Consider the following 21,328-nt stretch of genomic DNA (forward strand, 5'->3'; position numbering starts at 1 on the left):
CAATCTCGGTTCGGTCTTGGACTAACGAGGATGTTTCATGCCTGCAGATGTAGCCGGTTCTTCGCGTGCGAGCGCGGCGTCGGATTCAAAGGAGTCGGAGGGTCGTCGCGGCCGTCGGGCTGAGCCGTTTTTACTCGAGTGCGCATGGGAGGTGTGCAATCAGGTCGGAGGGATCTACACGGTGCTGCGCTCGAAGGTGCCGAGCATGGTCAGCCGGTGGAGCAATCGCTACTGCCTCATCGGGCCGTATCTGCCGGACAAGTCACAGGTGGAGTTCGAGCCGCGGCCGCTGATCGGAGCGTTCGGCCAGGCGGTCAAGGCGCTCAATGAGGCAGGCATCGAGGCACACTTCGGGCGGTGGCTGGTGACCGGGCGGCCGAATGTGGTGCTGATCAATCATCTGTCGGTGTTTCGGTATCTCTACGACGTCAAGGCACGGATGTGGCGCGACCACCATATCCCGACGCCCAGTGACAGCGAAGAGATCAACAACGTCGTGGCGTTCGGCGAGGGCGTGCGCGTGTTCCTCCAACTGCTGGCCCAGCAGGAATCGGAGAGGCGCCCGATGGTGGCCCATTTTCACGAGTGGCAAGCGGGGACTGCAATCCCGATGCTGCGGCAGGAGCAGTGGCCGGGGGCAGTCGTATTCACCACCCATGCGACGCGTCTCGGACGCGTACTGGCCATGCAACATCCTGAGTTCTATGGGCAGATGTCGCTGCTCGACTCGGATGCAGAGGCCAAACGCTACAACCTCGAATCCCAGCACGGGATCGAGAAGGCAGCGGCCCACGGTTCGCATGTGTTCACCACGGTCTCGGACATCACGGGGGATGAGTGCCGGTATCTGCTGGGCCGATCGCCGGACGTGCTGCTGCCGAATGGATTGAACATCCAGCGATTCGCGGCATTGCACGAGTTCCAGAACCTGCACGCCGCCTATAAGGACAAGATCCACGAGTTCACGATCGGGCACTTCTTCCCGTCGTACTCGTTTGATCTCGACACGACGCTCTACTTCTTCACCTCCGGGCGATACGAGTACCGCAACAAAGGGATGGACGTCACGATCGAGGCCTTGGCCCGGCTCAATCACCGGCTGCGGGCGAGCGGGTCGCCGGTGACCGTCGTCTTCTTCATCATCACCAAGGCGCCGGTGCGATCGATCAACGTGCAGACGCTCGAGACCCGTTCGATGCTCAGCGAGTTCCACGATGTCGCCGACGCCATCAAGGACCAGGTCGGCAAGGGACTCGTGCTCGCGGCGGCCGAGGGGCGTGTGCCGGACCTCAACGAGCTGGTGGATGAGTATTGGCGGCTGAGGCTTAGGCGTGCGCTACACGCCTGGCGCAGGCATCACCCCCCGCCGATTGTGACCCACGACCTGCTGGACGACCAGACCGATGACGTGCTCAATCAGCTCCGCGGCTGCCGGCTGTTTAATCACCAGAACGACCCGGTCAAGGTGATCTATCACCCGGCGTTTATCACCACCAGCAACCCGCTTTTCGGCATGGATTACGAGCAGTTCGTGCGCGGATGCCACCTCGGCGTCTTCCCGTCGTACTACGAACCGTGGGGCTACACGCCCCTGGAGTCGATCGCACTCGGCGTGCCGGCGTTGACCTCGGACCTGTCAGGCTTCGGGTCGTATCTGATGCAGCTCATGGCAGACCACGAGGAAAAAGGCGTGTCGATCGTCGAGCGTCGATACCGCGACTTCAACGCCACCGCCGACCAGATCGCCGAGCAGATGTTCCGGATGTGCCAACTCTCACGCCGTGAACGGATCACCCTAAGGAACTCGGTCGAGTCCTTCTCCGAACACTTCGACTGGCACAACCTCGGCCGGCGCTACCACGAAGCCCACGCCCTGGCGCTGGATCGGGTGGGCTGAGAAGCTATAGGTTGCGTGTATGAGTTGGTCGATCTGTGGACAGCACTTCGGACTGACCTCAGCCACCTGCCGTGGCCCTCAGACCTGGGCACAGTTCATTTAGTTCGGCGTGATCCCGCCCTCAGGCCGGTTGCGCGATGCGTTGTCACCCAGGTCGTTCTCGGCAAGTAGCGTAAAGAGCTTCTTACGCAGCAGCTGCGCCGTGAAGAGCGTGTCATCGGTCTGGAGGACCAAAACAGGCAGCCCACGCGGACGCACCAGCAGAGGATACGCAAACAGGATGTTGACCTCCGCGGCAACGCACTGCTCGCACAGGTCCTGAAGCGAGCGTCCTTCGGAGATCTCGACCGCCAGAACATTGGATTCGGCGAAGGGAATGTCGTGCCGCTGGAGCAGCCTGCGGGTAAGGTCGGCGTTCGAGGTGAGCAGACGCACCACGGCGTGGTCGGCCGAGTCAACCACGGACAGCCCCGCGAGCGTGAGGCTCTGGCCGGTAAAGCACTGGGTGACATCGAGGAGCTGGCCCACGCGGTTGTCGATGAAGACGGAGAACTGCACGTTTCGCGGGGGCTGATACCCGCTATGGGTGGGCGTTTCGACGGGTGCCTGGGTCATGATGGGAGCTTACGCGAAGGGGTGAGCGAGGTCTATGGTTTTTTCCGGATCACGCCGTCGCGGCGTTGGCCTGTTCGATATACCACGCACAAGTGCGCGCAAGCCCGGTGTCGAAATCGACCAGCGGTTCGTAACCGAGAACTTGTCGAGCCCGGTCAATCGAAGCGCGCGAGTGCTTGACGTCGCCCGCACGTTCGGGGGCGTAGCGGGGTTCGAGGTCGAGGCCGAACCGCTGGATCATCCCCGTGGCGAGTCGGTTGACCGTGATGGCCTCGCCGGTAGCGATGTTGAGGCTCTGGCCGTCCAGGGCGTCGGGATGGGTCAACCCGAGGATGACAGCGTGGGCGACGTTAGCGACATCGCAAAAATCGCGGGACTGCTCGCCGTCGCCAAAGATGGTGGGCGCTTCGCCGCGCGTGAGTCGTGACGCAAAGGCGGCAATGGCCGCGGCGTAAGCGGAGTTCGCGTTCTGCCCGGGTCCGAAGATGTTGAAGAAGCGGAGATTGACGGTATCGAGTGGCGGGTACGAGCGAGCCCAGGCTTTGAGCATGGCTTCGCCAGCCGCTTTGTTGGCCGCATACGGGCTCGCCGGGTCAGGCGGCATCCCCTCGTGCTTGGGAAGTTCGGGACTGTTGCCGTAGATCGCGGCACTCGACGCAAGGAGCACCCGTCGGAGGCCGGCCGCGCGGGCGGCTTCGAGAACGCACAGCGTGCCGTGCTCGTTGACCCGGTGGTAACGCAAGGGCTCAGCGACAGACTGGGGCACCGATCCAAGCGCGGCGAGGTGGGCGACGGCGTCGCAGCTCGCCGCAGCATCGGCAAGAACCTTGTCATCCAGAATCGAGCCCTCGACAAAGCGGTAGCGCTCGGAAGAAGTGCGGAGGTTCGCGCGGTCGCCTGTGGATAGATCATCGAGGACGGTGACGGACCCACCAGCGGCGAGAATGGAATCGACCAGGTGAGACCCGATAAACCCAGCGCCGCCCGTGATGAGGATGCGTCGTCCGGCAAGGCGATCGGCGTACCGGGAGGCGGCCTGGATGAGTTGGGGCGTGTCACTCATGGGATAGGAATAGCCGCTGCATCGGCTCGATCAGGTGGGGTCGTTGGGGTTAATACCTGGGGATCGTGGGGTCAACAGTTCGCGACCAGGCGTCAATCCCGCCCGCGATGGAAGCGAGGTCCTCAAACCCATGCTGAGCGAGGAAGTGAGCTACGTTCAATGACCTGAATCCCACATGGCACAGGGTGAGGATGGTGGCCTCATCGTGCTGCTGGAGCTCATAGAGCCGGGCGGGGATCTCACCCACCGGGATGTTCAGGCTTCCCGGGATGGCCGCGAGCGCGATCTCCTCGGGTTCGCGGACGTCCAGCAGGATGACGTTGTCGTCTGTCTTAAGAAGGTCGCGGGCCTCTTGAGGGGTGATCTCGCGGACCTGCTCGGCGGCGGGGTCGGTCATGGGGTCTGCGCTCGATTCAGGAGGTTTGGGCCGAGGCTGGCTCGATGTGAGTGTAACGGTCAAGGTTCATGGTGACCTGCTCGCCATCGGCCTTGCGGATGACCAGGCGGTCGATCCAGAGCTTGTCGTCCTTGGCGTGGGCGAACCACGACCCGGTTTTGGACTGCTCGTAGCGGACCACGGTGCCGGTAACCGACTCGGTCCAGACCTCATCACGTTGCGGGATCTGCTGGGTCACGGTGACCCGCGTCCCAGGGTCGAAAACCGCTGCTGGATTGCTCATGGGCGTCGTCTCCTGAGCCGACAAGGGGTTGACGGACGCACGCCTGGAGGGGTTGTGCGTCTGCGAAGGTCGTGCCGGGATCTGCTATGTTAGCGACTCGCTCGCGGTGGCCCCGAAAGGGGCGGTCTCGACCCTGGACGGGTGTCCGAGCGGCTGAAGGAGCTGGTTTCGAAAACCAGTGTACGGGTTACCCGTACCGTGGGTTCGAATCCCACCCCGTCCGTTTGTCTGCGATACTCAGGCGCTAACGGCAACCAGCCCATGGAGCATGCTACTTATTACAAGTACATAGATGCTTACGGGGCCTTTCAACTCCTATTAAACAGACAACTATTCTTTAGACGTCCACTGGATTACGAGAAGAACGATTGCAGGATCGATCTGCTCCATGATTTCGACAGCAAGGCCACGGCCAAGGAAATCATCCGTCTTATCACACTGGCAGCTAATGGTGACTTAGAGATCGACTGCGATTACAAAGGCTTCAGAGAGGCCCTCAAGCTTGTTAGCCAACAACTAAAAAGTCGACTACCCGAAGACATATTCCAAGATGCATACTCAGACAAAGACTGCTCGAACGCTGATGCGGCAGCAAAGAAAGTCAGACAGGATATTTTGTCAAAAGCTTCTACGCCGAGAATTCTCTGCCTCACCAAAAATGGGTCATCAAAATACATGTGGCAAAAATATGCCAAAGAAGGCTCTGGCTGTATGATTGGCTTTGCGGAGTTATAAGATCTCAATAGTCTCTTTTTTGCTGCCAAGCCAGTCAAATATATTGGTGGATCGCCTAGCGTTGGAAGCCGACAGATTGGGCTCGCCACGTGCTGGGCATACAGAAGATTAATTTTGGCGAACTTCAAATGGATTCATACTTTATGAAAGATCGCTCTTTTGAAAAAGAAGAAGAGTAGCGGGTACTGTATCATGTCCAGAATCCAGACTTCGACAATGAGGGCGTATACAAGGTTTTACTTGATCCGCGTGAGATACAATCTGTAACACTTGGCCCCAATATCAGTACATTATTTAAAGGTTCTATCGCAACTCTTTGCTCTGCCTGCTACCCAGGCACAGATTTGTATCAAGCCTGATTCTGAATCTGAATGATATTTGCCTCAAGGCCAGGACTGCACAACGGCGAGACCCGCACGACGACCTCCCGAGACCCCAAAAAATCCCTAAAACAATGCCTCCAGAGATCGGTTGCTGGCAACTCACAACCCAACGCACCCCAACACCCCCCGCTACCTCACTAGACTACCCGCAGCCCAACCGTAGCGTCTGGGTGGCACACTGCGGCGCAGCCGCTGTGTGAAATCACCAAAAAACCGTAGCCAACACATCCATGACCCGCTACGAACGAGATGAGAACGCTCTCGACCCCCCGTGCGCACAAACAACCGCATTCCGGGGGCCATCAACCACGTTTGATCGACGACTTGGCCCCTCAAACCAACCATTCCACGCCCGAAAACACCCCCGTCATAACCCCCGTGCGCACAAACAACCACCGCCCAAACCACCACAACCCCACCCCAAGCACCAGAAACACCTTCACCCGGGAACAAACCAAGCCCCTGTCACCCAAAAACGCCATGCGCACAACCCTCACAACGAACCAGCCAGCCAATCTCTCGAAATCACAAAACCAAAGTTCCGCGGGATGGCATCAACCTGACCAGGCAACCGACGTACGCTGAGGCCAACGTGACCTGCGCGATCAGCTGCTGGCTCGGTTGAATCCCGAAGCGATCACCCTCGTTACAGGGCAGATTCAGTGGAACCTAAGGTTCATCGATCGGCGTTCGACTAAGAAAAGAGACCGGAGCCTTGAAAACCTTTACCAACCCCATCCTCCCCATCGGTCCTGACCCCTTTGCCCTCTGGCACGACGGGGCTTACTACGCCATGGTCACGGAGCAGACCCGGATTCGGCTGATGAAGACCACGGACATCACCCGGCTATCAGAGGCAGAGAGCACCGTCGTGTTCGAGCCACCCATCAATACGGGTGAGGACTTCCCCGCGGCGTGTTGTCTCTGGGCGCCCGAGATTCATTCGGTCATGGGGCGTTGGCATATCTACTTCACAGCGACGTCAGCGGATGGTGATGATCTGCGCCGCCGGATTTTCGTGTTGTGCGGCCCGCAGGCTGATCGTGACCCCATGGACGGGCCGTGGGCGTATGCGGGCCAGTTGGAGATCCCGGTTGAGCGCTACGCGATCGACGGGACGGTGCTGGAGGACGCCGGGCGGACGTACTTCCTCTGGAGCAGCAAGCTGACGATGACGGATGGGTGGTGGCAGCACCTGATGATCGCCGAGATGCTGGACCCGTTGACGCTGGGGGATCGCGAGGTCGTGCTGTCCGCACCAACGCAGGCATGGGAGCGTGACCTCCAGCCAACGAACGAAGGCCCCCAGGTTCTCAGGCACGGGTCCGAGGTCTGGTTGGGGTATTCGGGCAGTGCGTTCTGGTCGACGAACTACGCAATCGGCTTTCTGCGGGCCAGGTCGGGTGATGATCTGATGGACCCGGCTTCGTGGACCAAGATGGGCCGTGCATTTTTCAGACAGAAGCCCGAGGCAGGGGTTTATGGCCCGGGGCACGCGAGTTTCGTGCGTTCGCCGGACGGTCGCGAGGACTGGCTGCTGTACCACGCCTGGGCGACAGCGGAGCCCGAGATCCGGGTTGAGGGGCGCAGCCCGCGGCTCCAGCGGATCGAGTGGACGGCATCAGGTGAGCCCGACCTCGGCGAGCCGGTGGGATTGAAGACGCCGTTGCCAGTGCCAAGCGGAACGGCTTAGACCCCGTTCAGGCCGGCCACGCATGCACCACGGCGAGCCCTGCCGCCAGCGAGATCACGCTGGCCAGCGTCGTCGTCGCGATGATCGAGGCCGCGAGCCCCTCGTCGCCGCCGATCTGGGTGACCAGGACGTAGCTGGCCACCGCGGTAGGAACGGCGGCAAGCATGATCAGGGCGAAGGCCTGCTGACTATCAAGGTTCAGCGCCCAGGCGAGCAGGACCGCCAGCGCAGGGCAGACCGCGAGCTTGATCGTCGTGATGACCGACGCGAGCGCCAGGTGGGAACGCACTCGATAGATCGTCAGAGCCCCGCCCAGGCTGATCAGGGCAAGCGGCGCGGCCGGTTGTCCGACGAGGCCAAGGGTGGTCATCAGGGTCTCCGGCGGCGTGAGCGGAGACGCCCCCATGGCGAGGCCGACGAGGCAAGCGATGATAAAGGGATTGGTGACGATAGATCGCAGAAGGTCGATGGCGGGATGAACCGCTGTTGCATCGAGGCTGGCGTTATGCCTTGTGCCAGCGGAGAGCACCGGAACGGCCAGAAGGTTGTAAAGAGCGATCGTCGGCGCAAGGGTCAGCGCGGCAATGGCAAGTGTGCGGTCGTCGGCTCCGGCCAGCTTGATGACGGGCAGACCAACGAAGGCGAGGTTACCGCGGAAGCCCGCCTGGATCATCACGCCAAAGGTCGCGGGTTCTCGACTCAGGAAATACCACGCTGCTGCGGAGAGTCCGGCAGCGGCGAGCGTGACAAGGGCCATGGCGAGGATCACCCAGCCAATCGAGGGGTCGATCGTGCCCGCTTCGGCGATCTTGACCACCAGCAGCGAAGGCAGGCAGACCCAGTAGACCAGGCGGTCCAGGATGGAGCGGTCCGCGGGTTGCAGGAAGCTCGCTTTGAAGAGGGCAGCACCAAGGGCAACCAGCAGGATGATCGGCAGCAGGGTCTCGGCAATGCGCAGCAGGAGCATCGGGAGATGGTAACGGGTCCTTGACGGCATGAAACCGGCGAGAAGTGCGTGGCTTAACAGATAGAAGCTCTTGACTCCGGTGCCGCAGGGTTCATGCTTGGGATGTCTGGCATGGAGCGATAGACTCCAAGACTGCACCAGCACAGTGGAGATGTGATGCGATTGAGTTCAGGCCGATGGCTGTCCGGGGTAGTGGGGTTGCTGTTTGCTTGCACACCCGGGCTCGGCCAGGTCCTGCCATCGGTCTCGGGGCGGACGCTGACGCTGTCGACCGACTCGCGACACAAGCTGTTTGTCCCGGACGATCTGGTGATCGACAGCGGCATGGTGGACGTGCTGGTGCACTTCCACGGGGACCCGGCGACGGTGAACAACAACGCGGGCTACGCGGGGTTGAATGCGGTGATCGTGAACGTGAGCTACAGCGGGTTCTCGTCGGCGTACTCGACGCCTTTCAGTAACCCAACGCTGTTTGGTGATGTCCTTGACAGTGCATTGGTGTCGCTGCGCTCCTTGCCGGAGTTTGGGACGAACGCATCCTGGGACGATGTTTCGGTCTCATCGTTCAGTGCAGGGTACGGGGCGGTGCGTGAGATCCTCAAGCAGCCGGCTTACTTCGCCCAGATCGACGGGCTGCTGCTCGCTGACTCGTTGTACGCGTCGTTCACCAGCTCGACCAACACGACGCCGTCGGCGTCTCAGATGGCTCCGTTTGTGGCTTTCGCGCAGGCGGCGGCGGCTGGAACCAAGACGATGGTGGTGTCACACTCGCAGGTCCAGACCTATACCTACGCAAACACGGCCGAGACCGCCGACGCATTGATCCAGGCCGTTGGTACGCGTGCGATCGGCACGAACCAGACCGGGCTGGGCTCACTGAGCTTCTACCGAACCGCATCGAAGGGACACTTCGAGGTCTGGGGAGCGACCGGTGCCAGCGCATCGGCGCACACCGAGCATCTTCGGTTCATGGCGGAGTGGCTGGACGATCTGCCTTTTGATGTTGCTCCGAACCCTTCGAGCATCACGCTGGCGGACTTCGAGAGCGGAGAGGGAGTATTTAACTACTCACCTTTGTACTCGGGCAGCAATCTCGGGATCGCGACGGCAATCGCGGACCGGGTGACCGATGAGGCGCACGAGGGTGTGGGGTCGCAGCGACTTGAGGTGGTGCAGGAACCGGGTGCGGAGGGATGGTTTCTGCGACATGTCGCCGGCGGGGCGACGCCGGTGAACAACGTGGCGTTTGCCTCCGAGGGCTGGATCGGGGTGTGGGTCAACACGCAGACGCAGGGGCTGACCGTTCGGATCGGGCTGGATGATCCAGACAGTGCCGACCTGTCGCTTGCCCAGCAGGTGGTCCCAGACGGCGCGTGGCACCTCTATCAGTGGGACCTCGATAATCCGGCATTGTGGGAGGCCTGGGCCTTTGGGGATGGCGAGATCGACGGCCCCACATCAACGCTCGATGCGCTGTTCTTCGAGGGCACCTCGGACGCTGAGTTCTATATCGACGACCTCTACGTTGGCGATGCGTTCGTCGCTCCAGGCTTACCCGGGGATGCTGACCTGGATCAGATCGTGAGTCTGACTGACCTGTCGGCGTTGGCGAGCCACTTCGGCATGTATGGCGGGTGGGCCGAGGGCAACTTCAACGGCGACAGCGTGATCGATCTGGTGGACCTCTCGATTCTGGCCGCTCAGTTCGGGGGCGATGGGCCTGTCGTGCCGGAACCCGCTGGCGTCTTGGTCATGATGCTCGGGGCGGCGCTGACAAGACGGGTGTCCTGAGTCGACATGAATCAGGCTTGCGGCGCTTGCTGATCGATCTGCTGGTTGAGGGGGACTTGGTTGACGCCGGTGGAGACGCGGATGGCTTTCTGGAAGAAGAGGTTGTTGGGGATGCGGATGACGCCCCCTTCCTCGTGCTGCAAGACGGTGTAGAGCAGCGTAAAGTCGATGACCCTGCCTTTCATCGGTTCACCCATGAGTTCGATGGTGTCGCCGACCATGAAAGGTCGTGTAAACAGCAGGATGAAGCAGCACAGGAGGTTCGACAGGACCGACCAGACCGCGACAAAACCGATGGCGACCAGAGCGATCATGGCGGTGAGCGTGGTCCACGCATCCTGAAGAACGCCAAGCACCTGAAGGGTATAGAAGATGACGATGATGATCGTCATCCACCAAGTCAGTCGGTTCACGATCAGGGCAAGGCCGGGCGAGAGCCGGTGCTGGGTGACAAGCAGGCTGACCGATCGGCGCGTGATGCCGAACAGCACCACCGCGATCAGCAGAACCAGACCGATCCGAGCGAGTTCGGGAGTGACGTTACTGATCATGGCGATAAAATCATCCGCGACGCCTTGACTTGCAGGAGGCTGCTGGGCGGGTGCTGGTGTTGCCTGAGCGAGAAGAAGGTTCGTGTGCATGGCTTGGGGTTGTCTCTATAAGGTCTTCGTGTTTGTGGCTTAGTCATCATTGTATAGGGTGAGAAGTCTGATTCCATGGCGGGTGACTGACTGTCGCGTTGCGAAAATTCTGCGATATTGATGACCCTCTCGGGCTAGGGGTCGGCCCATGTTGTTCAGCGTCATCGATGACGGTGAAAGGAGCCGGCATGAGCATCGTGAATGAATCGGTCCGAGTCGGGTTGTTTGGCATCGGACTGGAAGCGTACTGGTCGCAGTTCGAGGGGCTGGAGCAGAAGCTCAAGGGCTATCTCGGTGTCACCGCGTCACGACTCGAGCGACCGGGCGTCGAGGTCGTGAACCTCGGGTTGATCGACACCGTGGAGAAGGCGTTTGAAGCCAGCCATCGTTTCCGCCGTGAAGATGTGGACCTGATCGTGCTTCATGTCACGACGTATGCGTTGTCGTCGACGGTCCTGCCGGTGGTGCGTCGCGCTGGCGTCCCGGTGATTGTCCTCAACGTCCAGCCGGAACGGGCGATCGACTACGCCAGCTTCAACAAGCTGGGCGATCGAACGAAAATGACCGGCACCTGGCTGGCGTCGTGCGGGGCGTGTCCGGTTCCCGAGATCGCCAACGTGTTCAACCGGGCAGGGGTGTCGTTTCATCAGGTCACGGGCGTGCTGGAAGCCTCGGATGCGTGCTGGACCGAGCTGGGGGCGTGGGTCGAGGCGGCCAGGGTCAAGCACGTCATGGAGCACAACCGGCTGGGCGTCATGGGGCATTACTACAACGGGATGCTCGACATCTACTCGGACATGACCCAGCAGCTCGCAGCCTTCGGCGGGCACGTCGAGATCGTCGAGATCGACGAGCTGGCAGAGCTTCGACGTGAGGTCAGCGACGGGGAAGCACGCGAGCGGGTCGATGTGTTTCGAGAGGTGTTCGAGGTGCAGGCGGATTGCGCCGAGGATGAGTTGGTCCGAGCCGCCGGCACGAGTGTGGCGCTCGATCGGCTGGTAGACGAGCGGAAGCTGGGGTCGATGGCGTACTTCTATCACTCGGTGCCCGGGCACGAGCACGAGGACGTGATCTCGTCGATCATCCTGGGCACATCGCTGCTGACAGGTCGAGGCGTTCCCGTGGCTGGTGAATACGAGATCAAGAACGCGCAGGCGATGAAGATTCTTGACAGCTTCGGTGTGGGCGGTTCCTTCACCGAGTACTACGCGATGGACTTCGATGATGATGTCGTACTCATGGGTCACGATGGGCCGGGGCATCTGCGGATCGCTGAGGGCAAGACAAAGGTGCGCCCGCTGGAGGTCTATCACGGCAAGGTGGGTCGCGGTCTGTCAGTCGAGATGAGCGTGAAGCACGGCGACGTCACCCTGCTGTCGGCCGTGCAGCGAAAAGACGGGACGCTGGCGTTGCTGGTCGCGGAGGGGCAGTCGGTGCCAGGCCCGATCCTGGAGATCGGGAATACCAACAGCCGGTATCGCTTTAGCATCGGCGCGAAGGCCTTTGTCGAAGCGTGGAACCAGCAGGGGCCGGCGCACCACTGCGCCATTGGCGTAGGTCGCGTGGCCGATCGGATCGACAAGCTCGGTAAGTTGTTGGGGCTTGAGGTGGTCCGGGTGTGCTAGCACAAGCCCGCATCGTGAGCTAGATTTCGATTCGTGCGACGCTTTCGCTGGTACCCGATTCTGCTGACCGGTACGCGGCATCCATGACAGCGACCTCGTTGAGGCAGGCGGCAAGGTCTTCTTTGACTTCAGCGGGGTCGAGTCGTTGCTCGACGATGGCCAGGAGACGCTCTATCCGATCCGGCAGCGCCTCGGCTTTGGGCAGAGGCGTTGGCTTCTGGTTGTTGGACACGGCGTGTGGTTGACCATCGATAAAAGTGAGGGCGGCTTCGGCGCCCCAGAGCTCGAGGCCGGAGTTGGACGAGTGCTGGACCCACGAGGCTTCGGCGCGGCCGATGATGTTGTCAGCGAGTTTCATGTGGATCACGCCATAGTCATCGACATCGGGGTAGATCGAAGTGACGTTGCTGATGTCGGCCCAGACGCTGACGACCGGGCCGCAGAGACGCAGCAGCCAGTGGACAGCATGAGCCCCCATATCCATGAGGGCGCCACCCCCAGAGAGTTCTGGCTGCGTGAACCACTGGAGGTCGGGGCTGTCGAACCAGCGGCCATAGCAGGCGTGGTGGCTGTTGCGCACAAAAGCGTGGGTGATGCGGCCAAAGGTCCCGGCATGAACAGCTTGCTGGACGGCCTGATTCTCAGCGAAAAACGGGAAGAAGTAGCCGGAGCACAGCGGGGTTTTGTGCTGCTTGATGAGCCGGGCGATGCGCTGCGCATCGGCGAGCGAGGTGCTGATGGGCTTCTCACAGAAAACAGGCTTGCCGACCGGCAGAGCCTTCTCCAGCAACGCCGTGTGGCGTGTGTTGGCATCACAGATGACAAAGGCATCGATCTGATCATCGGCGAGCAGGTTGTCGATGTTGTCGATGAACGTGGCATCGGCCTGATCGGCATATTTTTGGCCGCGCTGCGGGGTGTCATCCCAGATCGCCTTGATGGTCGCGTCCACATCGGATGATGTGAGGTGCTTGATGAAGGCGTCGGTGTGGATGTGCGCGGTGGACAAGAAGGCGATGCGTGCAGTCATGGTCGGCGCTCCAAGGTGAGGAGCCGTAGTCTACTCTTCAGTGGTCGAAGCCTCGGTGCGATCGTATCGCCCGAGGAGCCGGTTGAAGATTGTGAGGGTGCGCTTGGCGATACCGGTCCAGCCAAACTGCCGGCGGGCGAAGCGGGCCCCCTCAATCGAGAGGCGCTGACCGAGTTGCGGGTAGAGCATCGGCGAGGCAAGCGCGGCGGCGTACATGTAGGGTTGTTTGGGGTCGGCGTACAGGGCGTGGGTGCCGTAGTTGATGACCTCATGGAGACCGCCATGAACGGTGACAACGGTCGGTGTCCCGCAGGCCATGGCCTCGATCGCGGTCATCCCGAAGGGTTCGTACCGGGAGCACATGGCGAAGACCGAGGCGGCGCGGTAGTGATCGGCCAGCTCACCATCAGGGACATAGCCCCGCCACTTGATATGTCGAGCCACACCTTCACCCTTGGCGATCTCCTTGAGCTGATTGACTTTCTTGCGGTCACGCTCGGAGTTGGCCCCCGCAGCGATCACAACCCGGGCTTTAGGCAGAACCTGGCGAAGGTAAGGAAGCGAGCGGATGAGCAGGTCGTAGCCTTTGTTGGTGGCGACCCGGCCCACGGCGTAGACGTCGTGCTCGTTGAAGCCGAGTCGCTTACGGATGGCGGCAAGTCGGGCGGGTTGGGCGGGCATAAAGCGAGCCTCATCGATGCCCGGAGGAATCATGGTCATGTGCTCGTTGGGGACGGCGTAATCGGCTTCCAGGATGTCGACCTGCTGGTCGGTCGTCGCAATGACATGGTCACAGTTGCGATAGACGAGAAACTCCTTGTCGATGCGCTCGTCGAAGCGATAGCCGTCATCAACTTTCTGTCCGGCGTCCTTCATGCCCTTACGTTTCCAGGAGCCGAGCGAGTGTGGCGTGTGGACGTGGGGGACCTCGAGTTCCTCAGCGATCCGCTGACCGGACCAGCCAGCATCCCAGTAGTGGCTGTTGACGACCTCGTACTGGAGCTTGTTCTCACGGACCCAGGCCAGCGTGTTGGTGACGAAGTCGGCGATGTGATCGTGCATGTCCTCTTTGCGGATGAACTTCGGCCCGCCAAAGGGAATCCGAACGACGCGCAGACCGTCCGAGATCCGGTCAACGGCAGGCTGGCGCTCAAACCGGCGGGTGAGGAGGTCAACTTTGTAGCCGAGACGGCGGAAGCGCTTGGCGAGTTCGAGGACAAACACGACCTGCCCGCCCGTGTCGGGCGTGCCGAGTTGTGGGGTGCCCGCGACGTAGCCATGAACCGAGATCATCAGAATGGAACCGGCATACTTTTCAGACTTGGCCATGCAGAGTCTCCGTCGTGTTTACGCGCATAAGGCACCATAAGCGATCAGGCCTTCGATGATGCCAGCGGCGAAGTTTTTTTGCGCGATGTGAACTCGGGCTGGATCGATGTGCTGCCGCAGTTCCTCTCGGGCGTTCCCGACAACGACCCCTTTGAGAGCGATGTCGAACATCGCGCGATCGTTAGCCGAGTCGCCCGCGACAACGACGCGATCGAGCGGGACCCCGAGTTGACTGGCGAGGTACAGGGTCGCGGTGCCCTTGCCCGCGTCAGGCGGGAGGATGTCGAGATCACAGTGCCCTGAGATGACGATCATCGCAGGGCCGACGCCGCGGATCACCTGTTGAACCCGCTCGTGATCAGCATGTTCAGGAATTGCGAAGCTGGCCTTATAGGGCGTCTGCATGATCGGGTCGTGCGGCGTCCACCCCCGCTCGGAGGCCAGCTTGTCGAAGGGTTCACGAGACCAGGAGCCGAACCGCCGGGCCCAGTCGGGATCGTCCTGGTCACCAACACGAACCTGAGTGCCCATCGCGGTAATCGTCGCCGCCGGCCGCCAGGGACCACGACCTTCGAGCGTCGGCCGAACACTCGCCCACGGGCGGCTTGAATTCAGGGCGATGGGGACCTTGTTCTCAGCTGCCAGCCGGATCAGGCGCTCGGTGGCGCGATCGTCGCCCAGAAATGTGTCGTCGATGTCGCTGACGAGAAGCCAGGGGGTCGTGTCGGTCATGAGTGGCTCAAGCCTCGATCAGTTCATCGGGCAGTTTAGGGGTCGCACCAACCCGTGTGGCAACGTAAGCGCCGACGCGGTTCATGTGGGTGGCGATACGGCGCGGGTCTCGGCTGCGGAGCAGACCCGCGATGAGGGCGGCGTTGGTCGAGTCGCCAGCGCCCACAGTGTCGGCACCTCGCTCGGGCTCGAACGATGCGGGCGCACCCTCGAAGCGCCCTGACGGTGTGAAGAGGATGCAGCCGTGCTCGCCGCGCGTAAGCGAGAGCAGTTGGAGGTCGTACTTCCGGAGCATGGCTACTGCCCGATCATCGTCCCCATCGCCAGCCTTGATGCCGAGCGATTGGTCGAGCTCAGCAAGCTCTTCCTGATTGACCTTAGCGTGGCTAGCAAGGGTCAGGCTCTGATGAATAAGTTCGCTTGTGTAATGGTTCTGCCGCAGGTTGACGTCAAAAAGTCGGATACCCGGGCAGGCAGCGACGATCGCCTGGATGCTCGATCGGCTGGGCTCGGCCCGTTGGGCGAGAGAGCCGAAGAGCACAGCGGAGGCTCTCGCCGCCTGCTCAAGGGCGCTGTCGTTGGCTTCGATAGCATCCCAGGCGGCATCTTGCTCGATCTCGAACGTGGCATGGCCCGCAGAATCCAGCGTGACCACGGCGCGTCCGGTGCGACGAGAAGCGTCCGTCTGAAGCAGGTCCAGGGCCAGACCTCTGGCCAGAACCTGCTCGGCCAAGAGACCGCCCAGGCGATCCCGGCCGACTCGAGAGACGATGCTCACTTCGGTTTCGACGCCCGGGAGGAGTTGCCGGGTGTGGACGGCCGCGTTGACGGGTGCTCCGCCCAGCACTTCGTGGTCCTCGAACACGTCAAAGAGGGCTTCGCCTACGGCGAGCACGAGGCTGTGGTTCGGGTTAAGGTCCATCTCCCGAAGTTAGCAGCCAGGCACGAGAGCACAAGCGCAGGTATGTACAGCAGCAACGGATTCATCCGATCAGACATTGGCGATGTGGACGTGGTCTATCACGACGGCGTCTATCATCTTTTTCACCTGGTATTGCCCAACCACGACATCATCGCCCACGCGATCAGCAGCGACGGGATGCAGTGGCGACGCGTGCCCAACGCCATGTTCGTCGGCGACCCGGGGGCATGGGACGATGACATGCTCTGGACGATGCATGTGACCCGGGACCCGGGTGACGCGAGCCGATGGAGGATGCTCTACACCGGGCTCCGCAGGCAGGAGGAGGGGCGGATCCAGCGAATCGGGGCGGCTCGATCGAATGATTTAGTCCACTGGGAGCGGCAGGAGTGCGAGACTCACGAGCCCGTCGCGGGGGGCAATCGCTACCCGCTCGCGGTACCGGGGACGTGGTACGAGTCGCGCATGGACGAGGGGAGACACTGGGTAAGTTTCCGAGACCCTTTTATATTCGAGCACGAAGGGCAGCGGCGTCTCTTGTTCTCGGCCCGGGTCAAGGACGGACCGGTGGTCAGACGCGGGTGCGTGGGGCAGGCGATCGAAATCGCGCCCGATGTCTTTGAGTTCCGCCAACCCCTCTATCAGCCGGGGTTATACGACGATGTCGAAGTCCCCGGTCTGTATGAGCTCGACGGTCGGTTTTTCCTGATGGGCTCGATCCGAGAAGACGTGAAGGTTCATTACTGGTTCGCCGACAACCCCGATGGACCGTTCCAGAACTACTCGGACAACGTACTGCTCCCCAAAGGCAACTACGCCGCCCGCTGCTGCTACGACGGCCACGGCTGGTTGGTATTCAACTTCTTCACACAACAGTTGGGGGGTGGGCATCGAAAGAACTTCCTTCCCCCGCCAAAGCGTCTGGCGGTCAACCAGAACGGCCGGCTGGTGCTGCGGTCATACGAACACTTCAACAACCTGGCGATAGAAAAACTTGAGGGCGACAAGCTCCCCGCATATCGACGCGTCTTTGGCAACAAGCACGCGAGTATCGAAGAGGATGCTGCAGGTTCTGCGCTGGCTTGCCGCAGTGGCTATGAGACCTTCGTGCTGGGTCGCAAAGAGTTCGGCGATTTTCGACTGCGCTGCAAGCTGCGAATTGAAGGATCCGGGAAATGCGGGCTCGTGCTCCGGATGGATGACGAGGCGAACGGGTACTACCTGAGCCTTGATCTGTTCAAGGGCGTCGCACAGCTGCGCGCGTGGGGGCGAAGCGAGCGCGCCGAGGGCGAGGAGGCGTTCCAATACCGCCAGCTCCAGGCAGGTTATTTCGTGCCGCGGGCCGATCACCTGGCCAACCTCGAAGTCATTGCCTATGGGCAGTACCTGGAGTGCTCGCTGGACGGCGAGGTCCTCCTCACACTGGTGGACGACACCTTCCCCACAGGCGTCCTCGGCTTCTACGCCGAAAGCGCGCTCCTCCGCGTCGAAGACCTGACGGTCGAGCCGCTCGAGGCACCGGAATCCGAGCTATTCTAGATCTGGATTTGTATTGACAAGTGAGACCAGACTTGTCAGATTCTGTGGATGAACAATGTCATTCCTAGAGCTTTTCTTTGCCTTTCGCTGCTGATGACTGGTATCGCCCAGGCTCAGGGCTGGAGGCCTCTACCGCTGGTCTCCGAGGTGACGGAGGTCTCCCCAATGACCGGGCTGGTGTTCTGGGCTGACAGCCCGCAGGCGGCCACCGACGCCATCCAACTCGAGTTCTCCTACATGCTCTATCGCGATGTGGTGAACGCTGAGGGCCAGTACGACTGGTCCGAGGTCGATGCCCTGCTCCAGCGAATCGCCGGCCGGCGGCATCAGGCCATCCTCCGCTTCCGATTCATCTATCCCGGCGACACCACCACCGCCGTGCCGGACTCGATCCGCAACCTGCCGGACTACCGGGAAGTCCTCGCCGAGAGCGAGGGGCGACCCACGGCGTTCTGCGACTGGTCCCATCCAGCGCTGCGCGCTTTCGCCAAGGAGTTTCACGCTCGGTTCGCTGAACGCTACGACGATGACCCTCGACTGGCGTTCGTCCAGACCGGCTTTGGTCTCTGGGCCGAGTACCACATCTACGACGGCCCGATGGAACTGGGAAAGACCTTCCCGAGCAAGGCGTATCAGGCTGAGTATCTGACTCATCTCGACAGCGTGTATCAAAAGACGCCCTGGAGCATCTCCATCGATGCAGCGGAACAGGTCCGAACACCTTTCGCGGAGCAACCCGAGCTAAAGCGGCTCAGATTCGGGCTCTTCGATGACTCGTTCATGCACGAGACACATCACGAGTACAACCTGCGCTGCTGGACGTTCTTCGCTCGTGACCGGTATCTGAGTCATCCCGCAGGGGGAGAGTTTAGCTACTACAACGCACACGATCAGCGGACATCGCTCGCACCAACCGGGCCCCACGGCGAACGCTTCGAGGACGCCGCCAAACGATTCGGCCTAACTTACATCATGGCTAACGACCAGCCGAGATATCAGCCGATCGAGCGCATCCGCGAGGCCGGGATGGCGATGGGATACCGGTTCCGCGTCGTGGCATTCGAAACCAACGGCACTCAGTCGCGATTGACCATCGAAAACGCAGGCATCGCCCCGATCTACTACGACGCCTATCCGGCGATCGGCGGCGTGCGCTCTCCCGATTCCCTCAAGGGACTGAATCCAGGTCATCGGGCAGTTTTTGAGGTGGCGACTGATGGCGAAGGCGGCCAGGTCACGATCGCCTGCGACCGACTGGTACCCGGCCAGGAGATCGGGTTTGAAGCGGACCTGACCACGCCGTGATCGGCACGATTTGTCCCGCTATGATTAGCCATGCGAAGTCTGCCCACTGATCGGTTCCGAGTTGTTGGCGCTGTCTTGCTCCTTGGATGTTGCGGGGTCTTGAATGGTTGTATCGCTGCGGCCGCCGCTGTCCCGGTGTTCTCGATCGCAGCAGCGTCGATGTCCACGGCCGACAAAGGCTACGGATTCTGGAAGGGCAGCAAGCTCCGCTACGTCGATGAAACGAACATGGCCGCTATGCGCTGGGCCGTCGAAAAAACCATCGATCGACTCGGGCTCACCATCGACAAGTACAAGCAGGACGAGGACAAGCCCTACTACCGTTGGGTGTTGCACCATGACGAGGGCGATGAACTGGCGACCATCACCCTGGAACGCGTCTCCAGGCGCATGATGGCCGTCACGATCGACGTCGGGATGTTCGGCGACAAGGCCTCCGGCCGCTTGATCGCCAGCCGCATGCAGACCTACCTCAACGAATACAGCCAGGCAACCGGTGAAATGCCCAGCAATCTCGAACCTCCTCCAGCATTCTGAGAACACAAGACAACCTCGAGACCGGGCGGTAGGCTTAGGGCATGAACCACCTCCGGATGCCGCTGCTGCTGTCGTTGATCTTGATGTTTTTCGCCATCACCCTTGTCGGATGCGGTTCCTCCGACCCAGGTGGCGAGGCCGATGCCGACGGCAAACGCCGGCTGGTGTTTATCTCCAATGAAGAGCACAACAGTCGCGACCCCCAGCGAATCACATGGACCCAGGACATCCGGCTGGCGGATTGTCTTTTTGAGCCTCTGGTCGTCGCCGACTACGCAACCATGACGCTGCTGCCCGGCGTCGCCGAGCGCTGGGAGCAGAGCGAGGACGGGCTGACCTACACCTTCCACCTCCGTGAGAACGCACGATGGAGCAACGGCGATCCGGTCACGTCGAGAGACTTCGTGTACGCCTGGCGGCGTGCGATGCTCCCCGACGTCGCGGCGGGTTACGCACAGTTACTCTTCGTGATCCGCGGCGCTGAAGACTTCTTCAACTTCCGCGCCAGCCAGATCGACCAATACGCCAAAGAACAAGCTGCAGGGAGCGCTGAGGCACCGACTGCTGAGGCGTTATGGGCAGAGGCGCAGGCAAGGTTTACCGCGACCGTTGGCTTGGAGACCCCCGACGGTCGGACGCTGGTGGTTCATCTCAAGGAACCAACACCCTTCTTCCTCGATCTCGCCGCGTTCGGCACCTTCATGCCCGTGCACCAAACCAGCGTCGACGCGGCCACTTCGATGGTTGAAGCAACAGGCTCCCTCACGATGGATACCGCATACTGGTCGGACCCCGAACGACTCATCGTCAACGGGCCTTACGTGCTCAAAGAAGCCGCCTTCCGCCAGCACAATGATCTTGAGCCCAACCCCATGTACTGGGATGCCGCGTCGGTCCGCAACAACGGCATCCGCGAGCGCATCATCGACGACACCGGCTCGGCGCTGTTCGCTTATCAAAGCGGAGAGGTCCACTACTGGCCACGCGTGCCAACCGGCTCACCAGTGACAGCCGACCTCGCTTCGAGCGCCGATCGGGATGACGTTCACGTGCAGTCGATGGCGGGGACGTTTTTTGTGAACATCAACACGCTCCCAAAGCTATGGGACGGCCGCGATAATCCGCTCGCGGATGCACGAGTCCGCCAGGCTCTGTCGATGACCATCGATCGCAAGGAACTCGTCGAGCGCGTTACCCGCATGAACGAACCGGTAGCCCGGACGTTCGTCCCCCCAGGCGTGGTCGCCGGGTACGACCCGCCCACCGAAGCCGCCCCCGGATACGACCCCGAGACAGCCAAAACGCTCCTGGCAGAAGCAGGCTATCCAAACGCTCAAGGACTCACCGGCCTCTCGATCCTCTATCGCGCGGGCACAGGTGAAGAACAGATCGTTCAAGCGATCCGGCGGATGTGGGAAGAGAAACTCGGCCTCAGCGTGAAACTCGAAGGTCTTGAAAATCGTGTCGTGGTCGATCGGGTCATCAACCGGGAGTTCACCATCGCACGCGGCTCGTGGTATGGCGACTACCCCGATCCCACCACCTGGCTCGACCGCCTGCGCAAGCCCGTAGGCAAGTCCGGCAACAACGCCAGTGGCTGGGATCATCCCCCCTTCGATGCCCTGCTGAATCAAGCAGCAACCGAACTCGACCCCACTAAGCGACTGGCTATGCTCCGCGATGCAGAAGCCATGATGATCGAGCAGCAGCCACTGATCGTGCTGTTTCACTACGTCAGCGTGAACCTCTTCGACCCCGATCGCGTCGAGGGGATCGCCAACAACCCCTGGTTCCGCGAGCGACTGCACCTAGTGAGGGTCAAACCCTGACTTTTTTTGCTCTTG

General features: G+C 61.3%; 19 protein-coding genes and 1 tRNA gene. 10 read left to right on the top strand and 10 right to left on the bottom strand.

Annotated features, from left to right (window positions below):
- Positions 1–37: 37 nt before the first annotated feature.
- Positions 38–1,897 carry a glycosyltransferase gene (locus tag RIG82_01785; GenBank protein MEQ9459670.1) on the top strand — a complete coding sequence of 620 codons (1,860 nt, stop codon included), beginning with the start codon at positions 38–40 and terminating at the stop codon, positions 1,895–1,897.
- A 99-nt stretch (positions 1,898–1,996) separates the two neighbouring features.
- Here RIG82_01785 and RIG82_01790 read toward each other — a convergent pair whose 3' ends face one another.
- From RIG82_01790 to RIG82_01805, 4 genes are read right to left on the bottom strand one after another with little or no spacing between them, the layout of a single operon-like run.
- Positions 1,997–2,512, bottom strand: a complete 516-nt coding sequence (locus tag RIG82_01790) for a hypothetical protein (protein MEQ9459671.1) — start codon at positions 2,510–2,512, stop codon at positions 1,997–1,999.
- Between the two features lie 49 nt (positions 2,513–2,561).
- Entirely contained in the window at positions 2,562–3,575 is a 1,014-nt protein-coding gene (locus RIG82_01795) for an NAD-dependent epimerase/dehydratase family protein (GenBank protein MEQ9459672.1), read from the bottom strand.
- A 49-nt stretch (positions 3,576–3,624) separates the two neighbouring features.
- The gene (locus RIG82_01800) at positions 3,625–3,972 is read right to left on the bottom strand and encodes a rhodanese-like domain-containing protein (GenBank protein ID MEQ9459673.1); all 348 of its coding nucleotides are present in this window, start codon (positions 3,970–3,972) and stop codon (positions 3,625–3,627) included.
- 16 nt (positions 3,973–3,988) lie between these two features.
- Positions 3,989–4,255, bottom strand: a complete 267-nt coding sequence (locus RIG82_01805; GenBank protein ID MEQ9459674.1) for a hypothetical protein — start codon at positions 4,253–4,255, stop codon at positions 3,989–3,991.
- Between the two features lie 135 nt (positions 4,256–4,390).
- Here RIG82_01805 and RIG82_01810 point away from each other — a divergent pair.
- The 3 genes from RIG82_01810 to RIG82_01820 all read left to right on the top strand — a co-directional run bounded on the left by RIG82_01810 (position 4,391) and on the right by RIG82_01820 (position 7,066).
- Positions 4,391–4,478, top strand: a tRNA-Ser gene (locus RIG82_01810).
- A 38-nt stretch (positions 4,479–4,516) separates the two neighbouring features.
- The gene (locus RIG82_01815) at positions 4,517–4,990 is read left to right on the top strand and encodes a hypothetical protein (protein ID MEQ9459675.1); all 474 of its coding nucleotides are present in this window, start codon (positions 4,517–4,519) and stop codon (positions 4,988–4,990) included.
- Between the two features lie 1,098 nt (positions 4,991–6,088).
- Positions 6,089–7,066: a glycoside hydrolase family 43 protein gene (locus RIG82_01820; GenBank protein MEQ9459676.1), complete on the top strand. Its 978-nt coding sequence runs from the start codon at positions 6,089–6,091 to the stop codon at positions 7,064–7,066.
- Between the two features lie 7 nt (positions 7,067–7,073).
- Here the strand turns inward: RIG82_01820 and RIG82_01825 are convergent, their stop codons facing one another.
- The gene (locus RIG82_01825; GenBank protein ID MEQ9459677.1) at positions 7,074–8,033 is read right to left on the bottom strand and encodes an AEC family transporter; all 960 of its coding nucleotides are present in this window, start codon (positions 8,031–8,033) and stop codon (positions 7,074–7,076) included.
- A 156-nt stretch (positions 8,034–8,189) separates the two neighbouring features.
- Between RIG82_01825 and RIG82_01830 the strand changes: the two genes are divergently transcribed.
- Entirely contained in the window at positions 8,190–9,824 is a 1,635-nt protein-coding gene (locus tag RIG82_01830; GenBank protein ID MEQ9459678.1) for a hypothetical protein, read from the top strand.
- Between the two features lie 11 nt (positions 9,825–9,835).
- Here the strand turns inward: RIG82_01830 and RIG82_01835 are convergent, their stop codons facing one another.
- Positions 9,836–10,465 (bottom strand): mechanosensitive ion channel family protein, encoded by a 630-nt coding sequence (locus tag RIG82_01835; GenBank protein ID MEQ9459679.1) that lies wholly within the window; start codon positions 10,463–10,465, stop codon positions 9,836–9,838.
- 188 nt (positions 10,466–10,653) lie between these two features.
- On the opposite strand from RIG82_01835, the gene RIG82_01840 reads away from it, so the two are divergent.
- On the top strand, positions 10,654–12,090 hold the full coding sequence (locus RIG82_01840) for an arabinose isomerase (GenBank protein MEQ9459680.1): 1,437 nt from the start codon (positions 10,654–10,656) through the stop codon (positions 12,088–12,090).
- Positions 12,091–12,109: 19 nt separating this feature from the next.
- Here the strand turns inward: RIG82_01840 and RIG82_01845 are convergent, their stop codons facing one another.
- The 4 genes from RIG82_01845 to RIG82_01860 are packed head-to-tail and all read right to left on the bottom strand — an operon-like array spanning position 12,110 to position 16,103.
- Positions 12,110–13,120, bottom strand: coding sequence for a Gfo/Idh/MocA family oxidoreductase (locus RIG82_01845; GenBank protein ID MEQ9459681.1), 1,011 nt, complete (start codon positions 13,118–13,120; stop codon positions 12,110–12,112).
- Between the two features lie 30 nt (positions 13,121–13,150).
- On the bottom strand, positions 13,151–14,449 hold the full coding sequence (locus RIG82_01850; protein ID MEQ9459682.1) for a glycosyltransferase: 1,299 nt from the start codon (positions 14,447–14,449) through the stop codon (positions 13,151–13,153).
- Between the two features lie 18 nt (positions 14,450–14,467).
- The gene (locus tag RIG82_01855) at positions 14,468–15,181 is read right to left on the bottom strand and encodes an HAD family hydrolase (GenBank protein MEQ9459683.1); all 714 of its coding nucleotides are present in this window, start codon (positions 15,179–15,181) and stop codon (positions 14,468–14,470) included.
- Between the two features lie 7 nt (positions 15,182–15,188).
- Complete coding sequence (locus RIG82_01860; protein MEQ9459684.1) at positions 15,189–16,103, bottom strand: PfkB family carbohydrate kinase; 915 nt, start codon at positions 16,101–16,103, stop codon at positions 15,189–15,191.
- Between the two features lie 42 nt (positions 16,104–16,145).
- On the opposite strand from RIG82_01860, the gene RIG82_01865 reads away from it, so the two are divergent.
- From RIG82_01865 to RIG82_01880, 4 genes are all read left to right on the top strand, one after another.
- Complete coding sequence (locus RIG82_01865; GenBank protein MEQ9459685.1) at positions 16,146–17,642, top strand: glycosyl hydrolase; 1,497 nt, start codon at positions 16,146–16,148, stop codon at positions 17,640–17,642.
- A 93-nt stretch (positions 17,643–17,735) separates the two neighbouring features.
- Complete coding sequence (locus tag RIG82_01870; GenBank protein MEQ9459686.1) at positions 17,736–18,947, top strand: beta-galactosidase; 1,212 nt, start codon at positions 17,736–17,738, stop codon at positions 18,945–18,947.
- A 99-nt stretch (positions 18,948–19,046) separates the two neighbouring features.
- Complete coding sequence (locus tag RIG82_01875; protein MEQ9459687.1) at positions 19,047–19,484, top strand: DUF3568 family protein; 438 nt, start codon at positions 19,047–19,049, stop codon at positions 19,482–19,484.
- A gap of 41 nt (positions 19,485–19,525) precedes the next feature.
- Positions 19,526–21,313 carry a peptide ABC transporter substrate-binding protein gene (locus RIG82_01880; protein MEQ9459688.1) on the top strand — a complete coding sequence of 596 codons (1,788 nt, stop codon included), beginning with the start codon at positions 19,526–19,528 and terminating at the stop codon, positions 21,311–21,313.
- The last annotated feature ends 15 nt before the right edge of the window (positions 21,314–21,328 follow it).

This window comes from Phycisphaeraceae bacterium, assembly GCA_040222855.1.
In the GTDB taxonomy this organism is placed as follows: domain Bacteria; phylum Planctomycetota; class Phycisphaerae; order Phycisphaerales; family Phycisphaeraceae; genus Mucisphaera.